The 14,300-nt window shown below is 70.0% G+C and carries 12 protein-coding genes and 2 pseudogenes; 2 read left to right on the forward strand and 12 right to left on the reverse strand.

Annotation, left to right across the window (positions count from 1 at the left end):
- Nucleotides 1-189: 189 nt before the first annotated feature.
- The 8 genes and pseudogenes from ACGFU7_RS07200 to ACGFU7_RS07235 form a co-directional block, all read right to left on the reverse strand.
- Nucleotides 190-1,653, reverse strand: coding sequence for a GH1 family beta-glucosidase (locus ACGFU7_RS07200; protein ID WP_393693177.1), 1,464 nt, complete (start codon nucleotides 1,651-1,653; stop codon nucleotides 190-192).
- A 130-nt stretch (nucleotides 1,654-1,783) separates the two neighbouring features.
- Entirely contained in the window at nucleotides 1,784-2,701 is a 918-nt protein-coding gene (locus ACGFU7_RS07205; RefSeq protein ID WP_393693179.1) for a carbohydrate ABC transporter permease, read from the reverse strand.
- A 15-nt stretch (nucleotides 2,702-2,716) separates the two neighbouring features.
- On the reverse strand, nucleotides 2,717-3,715 hold the full coding sequence (locus ACGFU7_RS07210; protein WP_393693181.1) for a carbohydrate ABC transporter permease: 999 nt from the start codon (nucleotides 3,713-3,715) through the stop codon (nucleotides 2,717-2,719).
- A gap of 115 nt (nucleotides 3,716-3,830) precedes the next feature.
- Complete coding sequence (locus ACGFU7_RS07215) at nucleotides 3,831-5,159, reverse strand: extracellular solute-binding protein (RefSeq protein ID WP_393693183.1); 1,329 nt, start codon at nucleotides 5,157-5,159, stop codon at nucleotides 3,831-3,833.
- Between the two features lie 573 nt (nucleotides 5,160-5,732).
- Nucleotides 5,733-6,206 (reverse strand): annotated as a pseudogene (locus ACGFU7_RS07220) (FadR/GntR family transcriptional regulator); the annotation flags it as partial.
- An 87-nt stretch (nucleotides 6,207-6,293) separates the two neighbouring features.
- The gene (locus ACGFU7_RS07225; protein WP_393693185.1) at nucleotides 6,294-7,790 is read right to left on the reverse strand and encodes a cellulose binding domain-containing protein; all 1,497 of its coding nucleotides are present in this window, start codon (nucleotides 7,788-7,790) and stop codon (nucleotides 6,294-6,296) included.
- 130 nt (nucleotides 7,791-7,920) lie between these two features.
- Nucleotides 7,921-9,372: an ATP-binding protein gene (locus ACGFU7_RS07230; protein ID WP_393693187.1), complete on the reverse strand. Its 1,452-nt coding sequence runs from the start codon at nucleotides 9,370-9,372 to the stop codon at nucleotides 7,921-7,923.
- Nucleotides 9,369-10,073, reverse strand: a complete 705-nt coding sequence (locus ACGFU7_RS07235) for a response regulator transcription factor (protein WP_393693189.1) — start codon at nucleotides 10,071-10,073, stop codon at nucleotides 9,369-9,371. The genes ACGFU7_RS07230 and ACGFU7_RS07235 overlap by 4 nt, the downstream gene beginning before the upstream one ends.
- Nucleotides 10,074-10,161: 88 nt before the next feature.
- Between ACGFU7_RS07235 and ACGFU7_RS07240 the strand changes: the two genes are divergently transcribed.
- Together ACGFU7_RS07240 and ACGFU7_RS07245 are read left to right on the forward strand one after the other, a co-directional pair.
- Nucleotides 10,162-10,707: a hypothetical protein gene (locus ACGFU7_RS07240; protein WP_393693191.1), complete on the forward strand. Its 546-nt coding sequence runs from the start codon at nucleotides 10,162-10,164 to the stop codon at nucleotides 10,705-10,707.
- Between the two features lie 90 nt (nucleotides 10,708-10,797).
- A pseudogene (locus tag ACGFU7_RS07245) lies at nucleotides 10,798-10,992 on the forward strand (hypothetical protein); the annotation flags it as partial.
- A gap of 139 nt (nucleotides 10,993-11,131) precedes the next feature.
- On the opposite strand, the gene ACGFU7_RS07250 reads toward ACGFU7_RS07245, so the two are convergent.
- The 4 genes from ACGFU7_RS07250 to ACGFU7_RS07265 all read right to left on the reverse strand — a co-directional run bounded on the left by ACGFU7_RS07250 (nucleotide 11,132) and on the right by ACGFU7_RS07265 (nucleotide 14,069).
- Nucleotides 11,132-11,851, reverse strand: coding sequence for a hypothetical protein (locus tag ACGFU7_RS07250; RefSeq protein ID WP_393693193.1), 720 nt, complete (start codon nucleotides 11,849-11,851; stop codon nucleotides 11,132-11,134).
- Between the two features lie 169 nt (nucleotides 11,852-12,020).
- On the reverse strand, nucleotides 12,021-12,494 hold the full coding sequence (locus ACGFU7_RS07255) for a hypothetical protein (protein ID WP_393693195.1): 474 nt from the start codon (nucleotides 12,492-12,494) through the stop codon (nucleotides 12,021-12,023).
- 75 nt (nucleotides 12,495-12,569) lie between these two features.
- Nucleotides 12,570-13,511 carry a spermidine synthase gene (locus ACGFU7_RS07260; RefSeq protein ID WP_393693560.1) on the reverse strand — a complete coding sequence of 314 codons (942 nt, stop codon included), beginning with the start codon at nucleotides 13,509-13,511 and terminating at the stop codon, nucleotides 12,570-12,572.
- A gap of 108 nt (nucleotides 13,512-13,619) precedes the next feature.
- Entirely contained in the window at nucleotides 13,620-14,069 is a 450-nt protein-coding gene (locus ACGFU7_RS07265) for a hypothetical protein (RefSeq protein WP_393693197.1), read from the reverse strand.
- Nucleotides 14,070-14,300 lie beyond the last annotated feature (231 nt).

A 14,300-nucleotide genomic window follows, 5' to 3' on the forward strand; every position in this document is an offset into this window, starting at 1 on the left:
AACCGAACCAAGTCCTGGTGCTGGATCCCTTGACACTCGTCCGTGCCCGGCGGCCTCCCGGCAGCGTCAGAAATGGGAGCGCTCCCATACTACGGGTGTGCCGAACCGGGTTCCGTGGCCCCCGGCGCCGGGCGGAAAGGACGGAGACCCGGCACGGACGGCCGGGTCTCGGGAGGGGGGGTGTGCAGGTCAGCCGAGGCCGGTGACCGGGGGCAGTGCGTGGCGGCGGATGACGTCGGCGTACCAGCGGGCGCTCGCCTTGGGGATGCGGCGCTGGGTGGCGTAGTCGACGTAGACGGCACCGAAGCGCTTGGAGTACCCGTACGCCCACTCGAAGTTGTCCATCAGGGACCAGAGGAAGTAGCCGCGCACGTCCGCCCCGTCGGCCACGGCCCGCTGTACGGCGTCGAGGTGGCCGCGCAGGTACTCGATCCGCTCGGGGTCCTCCACCAGGCCCTCGGGCGAGACGTAGTCGTCGAAGGCCGCACCGTTCTCGGTGACCATCAGCGGCACGCCGGGGTGCTCCCGGGCGACGTCGATGAGCAGGTTGTACAGCCCGTCGGGGTCGATCGCCCAGTTCATCGCGGTGCGCTTCTTGCCCTCGGAGAGGTGGAAGGCGACATGCTCGGAGCCGGGCCACGGGGAGTGGTCGCTGTTGCCGTGACCGTCGTCGCGCGAGTTGCCGGAACCGCTCGCGGGCGTGGAGACCAGCGTCGGTGTGTAGTAGTTGACGCCCAGGACGTCGATCGGACGGGAGATGGCGGCCAGGTCGCCGTCGTGGACCAGCTTCGACCAGTCGACCAGGTGCGAGGTGTCGGCGATCAGGTCCTCGGGGTACGCGCCGTGCAGCATCGGGCCGGTGAAGACCCGGTTGCCCACCGCGTCGATCCGGCGGGCGGCGTCCGCGTCGGCCGCGCTGTCGGTCAGCGGGCGGACCTGGTGGAGGTTGAGAGTGACCGAGGTCTGCGCGGCAGCGGGGAGCCGGTCGCGCAGGACCTCGATCGCCCGGCCGTGCGCGAGGTTGAGGTGGTGGGCCGCGCGCAGGGCGGATGCCGGCTCGGTGCGGCCGGGGGCGTGCACGCCGGAGCCGTAACCGAGAAAGGCCGAGCACCACGGCTCGTTGAAGGTGGTCCAGGTGGAGACGCGGTCGCCGAGGGCGCCGGCCATGATGGCGGCGTAGTCGGCGAAGCGCTCGGCGGTCACCCGCTGGGGCCAGCCGCCGGCGTCCTCCAGCTCCTGCGGCAGGTCCCAGTGGTAGAGGGTGGCGACGGGCGCGATGCCCGCTTCGAGGAGCTCGTCGACGAGCCTGCGGTAGAAGTCCAGTCCGCGTTCGACGGCGGGGCCGCGGCCGGTGGGCTGCACCCGGGACCAGGAGACGGAGAAGCGGTAGGCCTTCAGGCCGAGCTGCTTCATCAGCGCCACGTCGTCGCGGTAGCGGTGGTAGTGGTCGGCGGCGATGTCTCCGGTGTCACCGTTGCGGACCTTGCCCGGGGTGCGGCTGAAGGTGTCCCAGATGGAAGGGGTGCGGCCGTCCTCGGCAGCGGCGCCCTCGACCTGGTAGGCGGCGGTGGCCGCCCCCCAGACGAAACCGGTCGGAAAGTCCGCTGCCTCGGGCGCCTGCTTCGGGGCGATGTCGGGTCGTACAGCAGTCATGCGGGAGCGCTCCCAGGGATGGACGAACAGGGGCAGGTAGGTGGAGCTCCGGGGGGCCCGTACGGCCTGCGGTCAGGGAACAGGCCGTACGGGGAGTCCGGGGAGAGGCGGGAAGTCGGGTGACGCGGTGTCACCCCTTGACGGCGCCGGACATGATCCCTCCGACGATCTGCTTGCCGAAGATCACGAAGACCAGGAGCAGCGGCAGTGTGCTGATCAGCGCACCGGCCATCACGATGCTCTGGTCGGGGGTGTAGGAGGCGCTCAGCTGGCCGAGGGCCACCTGGAGCGTGGGGTTCTGCTGATTGAGGGCGAGGTAGGGCCAGAAGAAGTCGTTCCACGCCTGTACGAAGGTGAGCATCCCCAGCACCATCATCGCGGGGCGGGCCACCGGGAGCACCACGCTGCGCACGATGCGGAAGTTGTTCGCACCGTCGACCTTGGCGGCCTCGATGAGTTCGTAGGGCAGCGCCTCGCTCAGGTACTGGCGCATGAAGAACACCCCGAACGCGCTCACCAGGGTCGGGAAGATCACCGACTCCAGCTTTCCGCCCCAGCCGATGTCGGACATCATCATGAACAACGGGACGACGCTGAGCTGCGGCGGGATCGTGAGCGTGGCGATGACCGCGGTCATCAGCCCGCCGCGGCCCCTGAAGCGCATCTTGGCGAAGGCGTAGCCGGCCAGGGTGCAGAAGAAGAGCGTCGCCGCCGTGATGCAGCCGGAGACGATGACGCTGTTGACGATCGCCTTGCCGAGGTGCGCCTGGCTCCAGGCGGCGTCGAGGTTGTGCATCAGCCGCCCGCCGGGCAGGAACGGCGGTGTGGTGGCGAGCACTTCGTCCTGGGTGTGGGACGCGGCCACCAGGGTCCAGTAGAGCGGCAGGAGCGAGCCGATGCCGACGACGGCCAGGGCGATGTAGGTGAACGGGCCGCCCTGCAACTGCTTGCCTGCGCCCGGCCTGAAGCGGGTCGGGCGCCGCGTCGCCCGGTGGGCCGGCTGCGGGAGGCCGCGTTCCGGGGCTTTGGTGGGGCTGGTCATGGTCATGGAAATCGCTCCCGGTCAGACCGCGGATTTGCGTACGAAGCGGCCGATGAGCCAGTTGACCGCGGCGATGATCAGCAGGAGGGCGAGCATCGCCCAGGCCACTGCGGCGGCCGGACCGAGGTGCCCGAGATTCCAGCCGTAGTTGTAGAGGTAGACGCTGAGCGTCTCGTACTGATTCTCGTTGCCGCCGGTGGCTCCGAGAGTGCCGCCCTCCAGCAGCAGGGGCTCACCGAACAGCTGCATGGAGCCGATGGTCGAGATGACGATCGTGAAGAGGATCGTGGGCCGCAGAGAGGGGATGGTCACCTTGCGGAACTGCTGCCAGCGCGATGCGCCGTCCAGCGATGCGGCCTCGTACAGATCGGTCGGTACGGCCTGCATGGCGGCCAGGTAGATCAGGGTGTTGTAGCCCGTCCAGCGCCAGATCACGATGACGGAGATCGCGATCTTCGACGTCCAGTGGCCGTTGGCCCAGTTCGTGTCACCGAAGCCGACGAAATGCAGCACCCAGTTCAGCAGACCGCCGTCGGCCCGGAAGACCAGGGCGAAGACGAGGGCCGCGGAGGCCACCGAGGTGGCGTACGGGGTGAGGATGACCGTCCGCCAGAAGGTGCTGGCCCGCAGCCGGTAGTTCAGCAGGTGGGCCAGGCCGAGCGCGACCAGCAGCTGCGGGACCGTCGACATGACCCCGATCAGGAAGGTGTTGCTGACGGCCGTCCAGAATTCGGAGTCGTGCAGGATCTTGTCGAAGTTGTCCCAGCCGACCCACTCCATCTGGTCCAGGCCGGTCATCTCCACCCGGTGCAGGGCGATCCATCCGGTGTACAGCAGCGGATAGAGCCCGAAGGCGCCGAAGACGAGGAAGAACGGGGCTATGTAGGCGAACGGCGAAGCCTTGTCGTCGAACCGCCACAGCCGGCTCCGCCATGTCTGCCGACGGGAATCCGCCGGTGTCTGCTGGGAACCGCCGGGTGGCGGGGCGTATGCGTCCCGGGTGGGAGTCGAGGTGGCCACGGGCGGGAGTCCTTCCCTGCGTTGCTGAGTTGCCGGGTGCGTCGGGTTGCCCGGACAAGGGACTGCGCGCGTGCCGGTGCGGGCGGCTCCTGAGGGCCGCCCGCACCGGCGACGGTCAGCCGATCGCCTTGTCGATCGCGTTGGTCGCCGCCTTCCACGCGTCGTCAGGGCTGGTGCCGCGCTGCTCCATGTTGTTGATCTGGGTGGAGATGGTGTCCTTGATGACGCCGTCCTTCGGGCCAAGCACCGTCTCGGGGATGGACTTGGCCTCGTCGGCGTAGATCTGGCCGATCGGCGCGTCGTTGAAGTAAGCCAGCTTCGCGCTCTTCACGTCGGGCAGTTCGTACGCGCCCTTGTTGGACGGGAAGCTACCGATCGCCTTGAAGACGGCGGCCTGCTGCTCGGGGGCGGTCAGCCACTTGACGAGCTCGGTGGCCTCGTCGACGTTCTTGCCCTTCTTGGGCACGGAGAGGAACGAGCCGCCCCAGTTGGCGGCGGTCGAACCGGGTGCGGTGGTGATGTCCCACTTGCCCTTGTTGGCCTCGCCGGCGTTGGTCGAGATCTGACCGGCCATCCACGCGGGGCAGGCCACGGTGGCGACGGTGCCCTTGCGCAGGGCGGCGACCCACGGGTCGTTGAACTGGGCGAGGCCCTGCGTCAGCTTCTTGTCCGCGGCCTCGGCGGCCAGGTCCCAGCCCTGCTTGACGCTGGGGCTGTCCTTGTAGATCGCCTTGCCGCTCTCGTCGTAGTACTGCTTCGCGTTCGAGCTCACCACGGCGTTGAACATCGCGCTCGCGGAGTCCATGAAGAACGTGCCCTTGGGCGCGTTCTTCTTGTACTCCTCACCGAGCTTGAGGTAGTCCTCCCAGCCTCCGGCGACCTTCGTGGCGACCTCCGCGCGGTCGGTCGGCAGGCCGGCCTTCTTGAACAGGTCGGTGTTGTAGCAGAGGGACATCGGACCGATGTCGGTGCCCGCGCCGATCACCGCACCGCCGGATGTGGTGGCCTGCTTCTCCTTCCAGGACACCCAGTCGTCGACATTGATCACCTTGCTGAGGTCGGCGAAGTCGTCCGCCTTCGTGTCGACGATCTCCTTGATCCGGCCGACCTCGATGCCCTGGACGTCGGCGAGACCACTGCCCGAGTTCAGCTGCTGGAGCAGCTTGGGGTAGTAGACCTTCTCGTCGGCGGTGACGTCTTCCTTGACCGTGATGTTCGGGTGCAGCTCGTGGTACTTGGCGAAGAGACCGGCTTCCTTGTAGCCGAACTGCCCGAAGTCGGCGACGGTCAGCGTGATCTTCCCGTTCGCATCGGAGCCCGTGTTGTCCGATGAATCCGAATCGCTGCTGCAGCCGGTCAGCAACAGGGCCGAGGCTGTCAGGCCCGTGGTGGCCAGAACCGCGACTCTGCGGCTCCGGCCGGCGACGGTGCGGGTGATACGCATTCCACTACTCCTTGTTCCAGGGTGGGACTGGCGTTATGACTGCGTGGCATACGCACTGGTGAGTGCGGGTGCCGACTGGTCCAGGGGGGAGAACACGGGCAGTGCCGTTCGAGCGGGAAACCCCGCACGATATGGGAGCGCTCCCATGCGTCGATGTCGGAAGGTTCCTGCCTTGAAGGGGTGGGTGTCAAGAGTTGAAGACGCTTCCGTTGCCCGAGCGTGTCCTGCAAGTCACGAGACCGTGTCCGACCCGAGTCTTGCCATATCCCGCGGGCATCGGCCAAGGACTCAAGGCATTCCGAAAAAGCGCAGGTCAAGGGGGTACCGGCGAAGGATCGCCGCGCCGGTCACCCCGAGCCGCCACGCCCGCGCCACATTTCCGCCCGCCTCCGGGAGCGGTCCCCGTCATCCCCGCTTCACGCCCGACCGCCCGCCGGAATGTGAACGGGACATCGCGCGATGGGGGCGCTCGGGGGCGTATGCGCGTTCTTCCTCCGAAGCCGACGGCCGTACCCCACGCCCCGCCACGGGTACGCCGGGGGCGACGGGAAGGAAGGGCCGGGGCCGCCGGGTCTACGCCGCCCGCAGCCGGGCCGGCGTGGACTCCAGTTCGGTCAGCGCGGCCCGGCCCGCCGACTCCGCGTCGCCGGCCACGACGGCCCGCACCAGTGCGTCATGGGTCGCGTCGCCGTGGTGCGGGTCCCTGCGGCGCAGGCCGAACAACTCCACGAGTTCGATGAGGCCCTGCCTCAGCGCGGGGGCGTACTCACCGAAGAGATCGGTGAGTACGGGGTTGTGGGCCGCGACCACCACGGCCCGGTGCAGGGCGATGTCCGCGTCGACGAACTCGGCGCCTCCCCCGGCCCCCGCCGCCCGCCGCGCGGTGAGCGCCTCATCGAGGGCGGCCAGGTCCTCGTCCGTACGGCGCCGCGCGGCCGGCCGGGCGGCCTGGACCTCGATCAGCATGCGTACTTCGTAGACATCGGCGACCGAGGCCCTGCGCAGCCGGGCCGGCCAGTCCTCCGTCACCTGGTCGGCGATGACGAAGAAAGAGGGCGCACCCCGGCCGGATGTGGGGGTGTGGGGGGGCCGGCCGGGATGCGCGGGGGGTGGTGGTCCGTGGACGCCGGGCGGTTACTTGTACGCGCCGAACGCCTTCGTGAACGCCAGCGGCTCCTGGGCGATGGAGCTGCACGACGCGTCGGCGCTCGGCTGCGGCCCGCCCGCGCACTCCTTGTCGCGGGTGCCCGACCACATCGCCAGCCGGCCGAGCCCCTTCTGCCCGGCGAACTCCACCAGTTGCGTGGCGTCCTCGACCTTGAAGATCTCGGTGCTGACGTCGTTGACGCCGATCATCGGTGTGACGGCGACGGCCTTCCACGCGGCGGCGTCCGAGAGCCCGAGCACGCCCTTGATCTGGGCCTGCGTGGCGGTGGCCGCCTGGATCGCGTACGTACCCATGTCACCGCTGTACGAGGCGCCGTAGTCCATCGCCATGATGTTGACGGCGCCGACCTCGACGCCGTTCTTCTTGGCGTCGGCGATCAGGTCGACGCCCGGCTGGGTCAGTCCCTCGGGCATGACCGGCAGGGTGAAGGAGACGTCCAGGCCGGGGTGGGACTTCTGGAGCTGGGCGATGGCCTGGGAGCGGCGGGAGTTGGCCGCCGTGTCGGGCAGTGCGCCGCCCTCGATGTCGAAGTCGACCTTGGTGAGCTTGTACGTGTCGATGACCTTGCCGTACGCCGCGGCGAGGTCGGACGCGGAGGAGCATTGCAGTGCCAGTTCGGAACCGGCCGCGCCGCCGAAGGAGACCCGGACGTCGCCGCCCTCGGCGCGCAGTGCGCCGATCCGGGAGGCGACCTGGTCGTCGCCGAGTGCGGTGACACCGCCCCAGAGCGGGGTGCAGCTGCCCCCGGCGGTGATGAAGGCGAGGTTGAACTCCTTCACACCGGTCTTGGTGACGGTGTCGAGAAGGTCGTAGGCCGGGTAGAGCGAGGTGTCGACGTACGGGGCGAAGCCCGCGCCGCTCGCCGAACCGCCGCCGCTGCCACCGGTCTCGGTGGGGGTGGGCGTGGGGGTCGCCGTGGCGGTTCCGGTCGGCTGCGGCGTCGGGGAGGCGGTGGCCGTGGAGGTGGGGGTGGGTATGGGGGTTGCGGTCTCGGTGGGGCGGCCGCTGGGTTCCGGCGTGGCGCCGGTGTCGGCGGAACACTTGGCATCGTTGACGAGACAGCCGGTCGGGTCGGCCGCCGTGCCGTCCGAGGTGGTGACGAAGCCGATGGTGACCGACTTGCCGGGCGCCAGCCCTGTGTCCCAGCTCGCGGGCTTCACGGTGACATGGCTGCCGCTGACGGTGTGTTCACCGTTCCAGAGCGAGCTGAGCTTCGTGCCCGCGGGCAGATCGAATTCGAGCGTCCAGTCCGACTGCGCCTGATCGGTGTCATTGGTGACGACGTACTGCCCGGTGTAGCCACCGGTCCAGCCGCTGGTCCTGGTGTACGCGGCACGCACGGAAGCGGCCTGGGCCGTGCCGGTGAGGGCGAAGACCGCCCCGCCGATCACGGCCGCGGCGACGACCGCGCCGATCGCCTTGGTCCTGGTGCTCGCCGTGCGCCGGTGCGTACTGGTGCCCATCGCGTGCCTGCCTCTGTCCTACGGGAGTGGGGATGCGTGAGCACGCTAGCGGCAGCCGATCCGACAAATGGCGCTCTTCGGACCCGAGTTGACGTTCTTAGGATTGCCTTAAGGGGCGCATCGGTGCTGGTTAAAGGTTCGGGCCTGCCCCGGACCGGAATCGGAGCGCTGCGTTCCGACGGATCACTCCGCGTCGCTGCCGCCCCACCCGGTGACCGCGCCGGCCCCGCTCCGGCCGCTGCCCGTCGAGGCCGATCCAGATGCGTACCTCCGTACCGCCGAGCACCGAGCGGCCGATCCGCACATCGCCGCCGGTGGACTCCGCGACCCGGCGGACTATGTCGAGGCCGAGCCCGGTGGAGCCCACCGGGCCCCGTGCCCCTCCCCCACCACTTCCGCCGCGCGCCAGCGCCGCCTCGGCGTCCGCTATGCCGCCGCCCGCGTCCGAGACCAGCACGATCACCGCGTCGCCGCTGTGGTGCACATCGACGGCGAAGGAGGTGCCCTCGGGGGTGTGCCGGAAGACATTGCCGAGCAACGCGTCGAGGGCGGCGGCAAGTTCGGGCCGGGCGACCGGGATGCGTACCGTACGGTCCACTCCCGCCAGGCGCACCTCGCGGCCCTCGTCCTCGGCGAGCGCCGACCAGAAGTCCATCCGCTCCCGGATCACTTCGGAGACGTCGCAGCCGGCCCCGGGCCCGCCGTTCAGGCCCTGGGTCTGCGGGCGCTGTTCGCGGGCGGTCCTGATGATGGTGTCGACCTCGCGCTCCAGCTGCTCGACCGCGGCGCGGGTCTGCTCGGCGGCCGGACCCTCGCCGAGCGAGGCGGCGTTGAGCCGGAGCACGGTGAGCGGGGTGCGCAGCCGGTGCGAGAGGTCGGCGGCCAGTTCACGTTCGTTGGCGAGGAGCTGGACGACCTGGTCGGCCATGGAGTTGAACGCGACGGCGGCGGACCGCAGTTCGGTCGGCCCCTCCTCGCGGACCCTGGTCCCCAGCTTGCCCTCCCCGAGGTCGTGGGCGGCGCCCGCGAGCCGTCTGGCGGGCTGCACCATCCGTACGCCGAGCCGGTCGGCGACCGCGACGGACCCGACGATCAGCGCGATGCCGACGCCCGCCAGCATCAGCCAGGCGGTGGTGACACCGTTGGAGACCTCGTCCTCGGGCACGAACACCTCGACGACGGCGATGTCCCCGGAGCCGAGCGCGGTCGGCTGGAGCAGCGCGGAGCCGCCCGTCACCTCGCTGATCGAGGCGCGCCCCGATTTCCGTACGGTCTCCAGGTCCTTGCGGGTGGCGCGCCGGGTGCCGATCTCCACCGGCCGGCTGTCGGGCTCCTCGGCGGCGGGGATGTGCACGGCCATCCGGCCCGCGCCGCCCGGCTCGGTGGTGAGCACGGCCGTTTCGAGTTCGGTGCGGTCGGTGGTGATGGAGAGGGTCGGACCGATCGTGGCGGCCTGCCGCTCGGCGTCGGAGAAGGCGCGGTCGCGGGCCATCTCCTTGATGACGAGACCGAGCGGCACGGCGAAGGCGACCGCGACCATCGCGGTGACGGCCAGACAGACCTTGACCAGGGCCCATCTCATGCGGACGGCCCCGGGGCGGGCGGCTGCAGCTTCACGCCGACGCCGCGCAGGGTGTGCAGATAGCGCGGCCTGGCGGCCGTCTCGCCCAGCTTCCTGCGCAGCCAGGAGAGATGGACGTCGATGGTCTGGTCGTCGCCGTAGGACTGCTGCCAGACCTCGGCCAGGAGCTCCTTGCGCGGGACGACGACTCCGGGCCGCCCGGCGAGGAAGGTCAGCAGGTCGAACTCGCGGCGGGTGAGGTCGAGTGCGGCGCCGTCCAGTTCGGCCTGGCGGCGCAGCGGATCGATGGAGAGCCCGCCGACCCGGATGATGCGCGGCGGCGGAGCCTCGCCCCCGGCGGCGCGCGAGCGGCGCAGCACGGCGGCCATCCGCGCGGACAGGTGCTCCACCGAGAACGGCTTGGTCAGATAGTCGTCGGCGCCGTCGTTCAGCAGCCGGACGATCTCGCTCTCGTCGTCCCGCGCCGTCGCGATGATCACGGGTACGTCGGTGATGCCGCGGAGCATCTTCAGCGCCTCGCCACCATCGAGATCGGGCAGGCCGAGATCGAGGATGACCACGTCGAAGCGGAAATGGGCGACCTCGCGCAGCGCTTCGAGCGCGGTGCCGACACTCCGTACCGTGTGGGAGGCCTCGGTCAGGTGCCGGATGAGGGCGGATCGTACGAACTGGTCGTCCTCGACCACGAGCACACTTGGCATGGGCGGCACCGTACGCCATCCGGAGGCCCGCGGTCCTGCCCCTGGGGGACCGGGACAGCACCGGGCTCGGTGGTGCAGGATGTGCCGGATGCAACGAGGACTCGTACACGCGCTCGCGTGGTCGCTCGCCACCGGGGCGGCGGTCACGCTGTCGTGGTGGGGTGTGCACACGGTGATGGCGGGCACGGCTTACGACCCGCCGCGCGCCGTGCCGATCTCGGCGAGCGCCCGGGGCGGCCAGGACCCCACGGACGGACTGTCCTCCTCGACGCAGCGCCCCGAACCGTCACGGTCGCCGCCGGCCGCCACCACCACTCCCCGTACCGCCCCGAAACCGTCCACGCCCCCGCCCCGGCAGCCGTCCCACACCCCGGCGGACAACAGCCCCTCGCCCGCCCGCTCCGCCCCGCGTCAGGGCACGGTGAAGAGTTACGGGACGGACGGCGGCCGGGTCGTCTTCGAACTCGGCAAGGACTGGGCGAAACTGGTCTCGGCGACACCGGCGCCGGACTGGTCGATGCAGGTCTGGACGAACTCGACCTGGATCCGGGTGAACTTCAGCCGGGACAACGGCACGACGGTGTCGGTCTTCTGCACCTGGAACGACCATCCGCCGCAGGTCGAGATCGTGTAGGCCCGGGCGTGCCGACGCCACGACTGTGATCAGTCGACGGGAGGGCGGTGCGTCGCCTTCGCCTCAGCCACGAATTCCGACCGGGCGTCGTTGCCAAACCTCAGAGCAGGGCCGAAGTCGTTCTTGCTGTCCCTTGGTTCGGGGGTGGTCGGTCATGCCGGGGCACGCTTGCTGACGGATCTTGCCGATGCCACTGGGCTGACCACCGCGTGCTCTACCCCGCTCGAGCCACTTCGGCCGCGCGGGACCTGCCATGATCCGGGACAAATCGCGAGCGACCCCGCGCAACGACAGCGACCCGCGCCCTTGGCAGTAGGGTGCGGGCCGCAAAGCCGGCCGGGTGAGGCGGAGGTGCGTGTCCTTGTCACCCCGTCCTGTCAGCCATCCGCCACCTGATGGGGTTGACCGGGCGGCAGAGGTTTGATCACTCCTGGTAGTTGAGGTTGTTGCCTACCAGGAACTCGGGATAGCCGAACCGTTTCCCGAGTGCGATGAACGCGTCGCGGCTGTTCTTGTCGATCTCCACGAAGTACGCCTTCATGGCACGCAGGAACAGTCGGTAGCCGAGGTCCGCGCAGGCTTGGGTGACAACCTGCTCCAGCGACGGCACCAGACCCGGCAGCGGAGATCCGTATTTGGGGATGGTGACCGCGCGTGTCAGGTCGTTCGCGACCGGGCGGATCACCTGGAGGACAGCCTGTCGCAGGCCCTCGTCCGTCACGGGCCGGGGCGGCGACGGAACGAACGCGGGGTGGCTGCGGCGGACCGCCGCCAGCCAGGCATCTTCGATCCTCCGCAGCCAGGTACGAGCGTCCATGCCGTGCCCGGCAGGGTCGAAGCACCCGTGTGTGGCGCCGAGCCACACGGTGCGGATGGTCTCGTCCGGCAGCGTGGACTCGGACAGACGCCGTACGTCCTGTCCGAGTTGGCACGCGTGCGACCGGTCGAAATCCTCGACCGCCGTCTCCGGCAGTTCCAGCCAGAACTCGACCGGCCCGCCCTTGGGAAGGTGACGCTCAGCGTCTTCCGGGGAGAGTGCGACCGGGATGTCCCACTTCGAGGTCACCCAGGTCAGCCCGATGTCCTCGACGTAGATGTCTTCGAGGTACTCGTACTCCGTGCCTTCTTCGTCGTTTTCTGTCATGGTCAATTGTCCAGGTAGGCGGTGTAGACGACGAACTTGTCCATGTGCGGCTTCCCCACGTACTTCAGCTGGATGACCACGGTGTTTCCGGCGGGAACTCCCTGCGGCCCGTTCTTCAACCACTTCTTCCCGAGGGAGCCCTGGTCCTTGAGGGTCCAGCGGATCGTCTTCAGGTCCCTCTTCGGGTCGAAGCCAATCTTCTTTCCGATCCTCTGGGCCTGCTTGGTCTTCCATCGGCGTCGTACTTGCCGTCCTCCCGGTCCCGCAGGTGCAGGTTCAGCGTGGTGTCAATGCTTTCCGCCCACGTGTACAGAGCGGCGACGAGGTCGTCGGACAGCGCCAGGGCGGCGGCGGGATCATCCGGGAAAAAGTCCCCGAATCCGTCGGAGCGCAGCGGACCGAACTTGTACTCGCCCTCGACCGTGATGTCGACCGGGTGCGGGGGCGTGCCGTGGCTGTCGCGCTCCCAGTGCAGGCGATCGCAGCCCCAGCACACCCACTTCGCCGTCCTGTGGCGCTCGTCCCAGTAGCGCACCGCGCATGACGGCCCGAGATGCCTGGCCAGTCGCTGGGCGGCCGACAGGCCCTGCTTTGCTCGCTTGCGCAGGTCCGGGCGGGAGTCGAAACCCCCCGGCCGACACACAAAGGCTCTGAACTCCGTCGGCCCGGAACGATGTTGTCGGTCCTTGGTACCCCGGCCGAGACCTTCAGCGCCCTCCTATCCGAAGGCCGACGGCGGTGGCGCCGGTGACGGCCTCGCGTCCGCGTCGCTCACCGCTGCCGCGCCTCCGGTGAAGTCGGCGAGGGCACGTCCGTGTTCGACGCGTCCGGGGTGCGGGTCGGTCGCGACCCGGCGGGTCAGCTCCGCGACCTTCAGCGGCCGATCCGAGGCGAGCAGCACGGCGTTGCCGAAGCGGCGGCCGCGCCACACGGTCGGGTCGGCGGCGAGCGCCAGTTCGGGGAAGACCGTGGCCGCGGTGGCGATCTGGCCGCGGAGGTGGGTCAGCGGCGGACCGTCCGCGAGGTTGGCCACGTAACTCCCGCCGGGCTTCAGGACCCGGCGGACCTCGGCGAGGAACTCGGTGCTGGTGAGGTGTGCGGGGGTACGGGCCCCGCTGAAGACATCGGCGATGACGAGATCCGCCCAGCCGTCCTGGATCTTCCCGAGCCCGGCGCGGGCATCGGTGGCCCGGACCCGGATCCTGGCCTGCGGGTCCAGCGGCAGCTCCCGGCGGACCAGCTGGACGAGTGCGGCGTCCACCTCGACGATCTGCTGGGTGGAGCGGGGCCGGGTCGCGGCGATGTAGCGGGCGAGCGTGAAGGCGCCGCCGCCCAGGTGCACCACGTGCAGGGGCTGTTGCGGAGGCGCGACCAGGTCGGCGATGTGGCCGATCCTGCGCTGGTACTCGAAGGAGAGATACGTGGGGTCGTCGAGGTCCACGTGGGACTGGGGGGCGCCGTCGAGCGTCAGCGTCCAGGCGTGCGGGCGCTCCCGGTCGGGCACCAGCTCGGCGAGACCGCCGTCCACCGGTTCGGCGAGCGGCTCCGTTCTGCGCCCGGCGCCGCCGCGCCCGGCCCCGCGTTCGGTCCTGCCGTCGGCCTTGCGGTCGGACCGCTTACGGGCGCCCGCACCTCCGCTCGACGCTCCTCGACGTGCCACTGCTGCTCGTGCCTGCTCACTGCTCATCGCTCCGGGCCGGTACGGAACCGGCCGCGCCGGGGAAATCCGGCCACCGGCCCATTATGGGCGCGGGCGGGGAGCCCGCGGTCAGCAGCAGTTGTCGGCCGCCTCGATCAGCCGGGCCGCCTGGTCAAGAGCGGCCCGCAGCACGGCCGGGTCGGTGACCGGGGCGTCCTCCTCGGGCGGCAGCAGCCAGCCGCTGCCGGTGACGGGCGGCTCGGCGGGGATGCGCAGGCCGCGGCCGTCGGTCTTCGTACAGGCGCTGCCCGGTACGTCCCACGCCTCGGCGGTCCCCGAAGGCACCAGGAAGCCGAGGGTGTCGCAGGCGCCGTCGTGCAGGACCGGGCCGACGGCTTCCTGGTCGGCGCCCCGGCGCAGGATGTCCACGGCCTCCAGTCCCTGGCGGGCCGGGACGGTCACCAGGTCGCAAGGTACGGCGCCGTGGTCCTCCGTGGGCGCGGCGGGCGCCGTGGCACCCGTTGCGGCCTGGGTTGTCGCAGTGGTCCGCGAGCCGGTCTCCGTGCCGATGTGCAACAAGGGACCTCTCCTCTCATCGCCGGGCGGAGCCGGAATCCGTCTCCACGTGGACCAACGCGCCGACGACGTCAAGGGCTACGGTGCCACGCCGCCGCAAAGGGTGGCAGTTCATGGCGGATCACGGGCGAGATATCCCTTTTGTCAGCAAACGCTGAGTGTGCGGCCCGTCACAGCAGGTACGTTCTTGCTCCGCCGGGATACCGGAAGCAGGAGCCCGGCTGCACCAGAGAG

It is taken from the genome of Streptomyces sp. NPDC048473 (assembly GCF_043200155.1).
GTDB lineage: Bacteria > Actinomycetota > Actinomycetes > Streptomycetales > Streptomycetaceae > Streptomyces.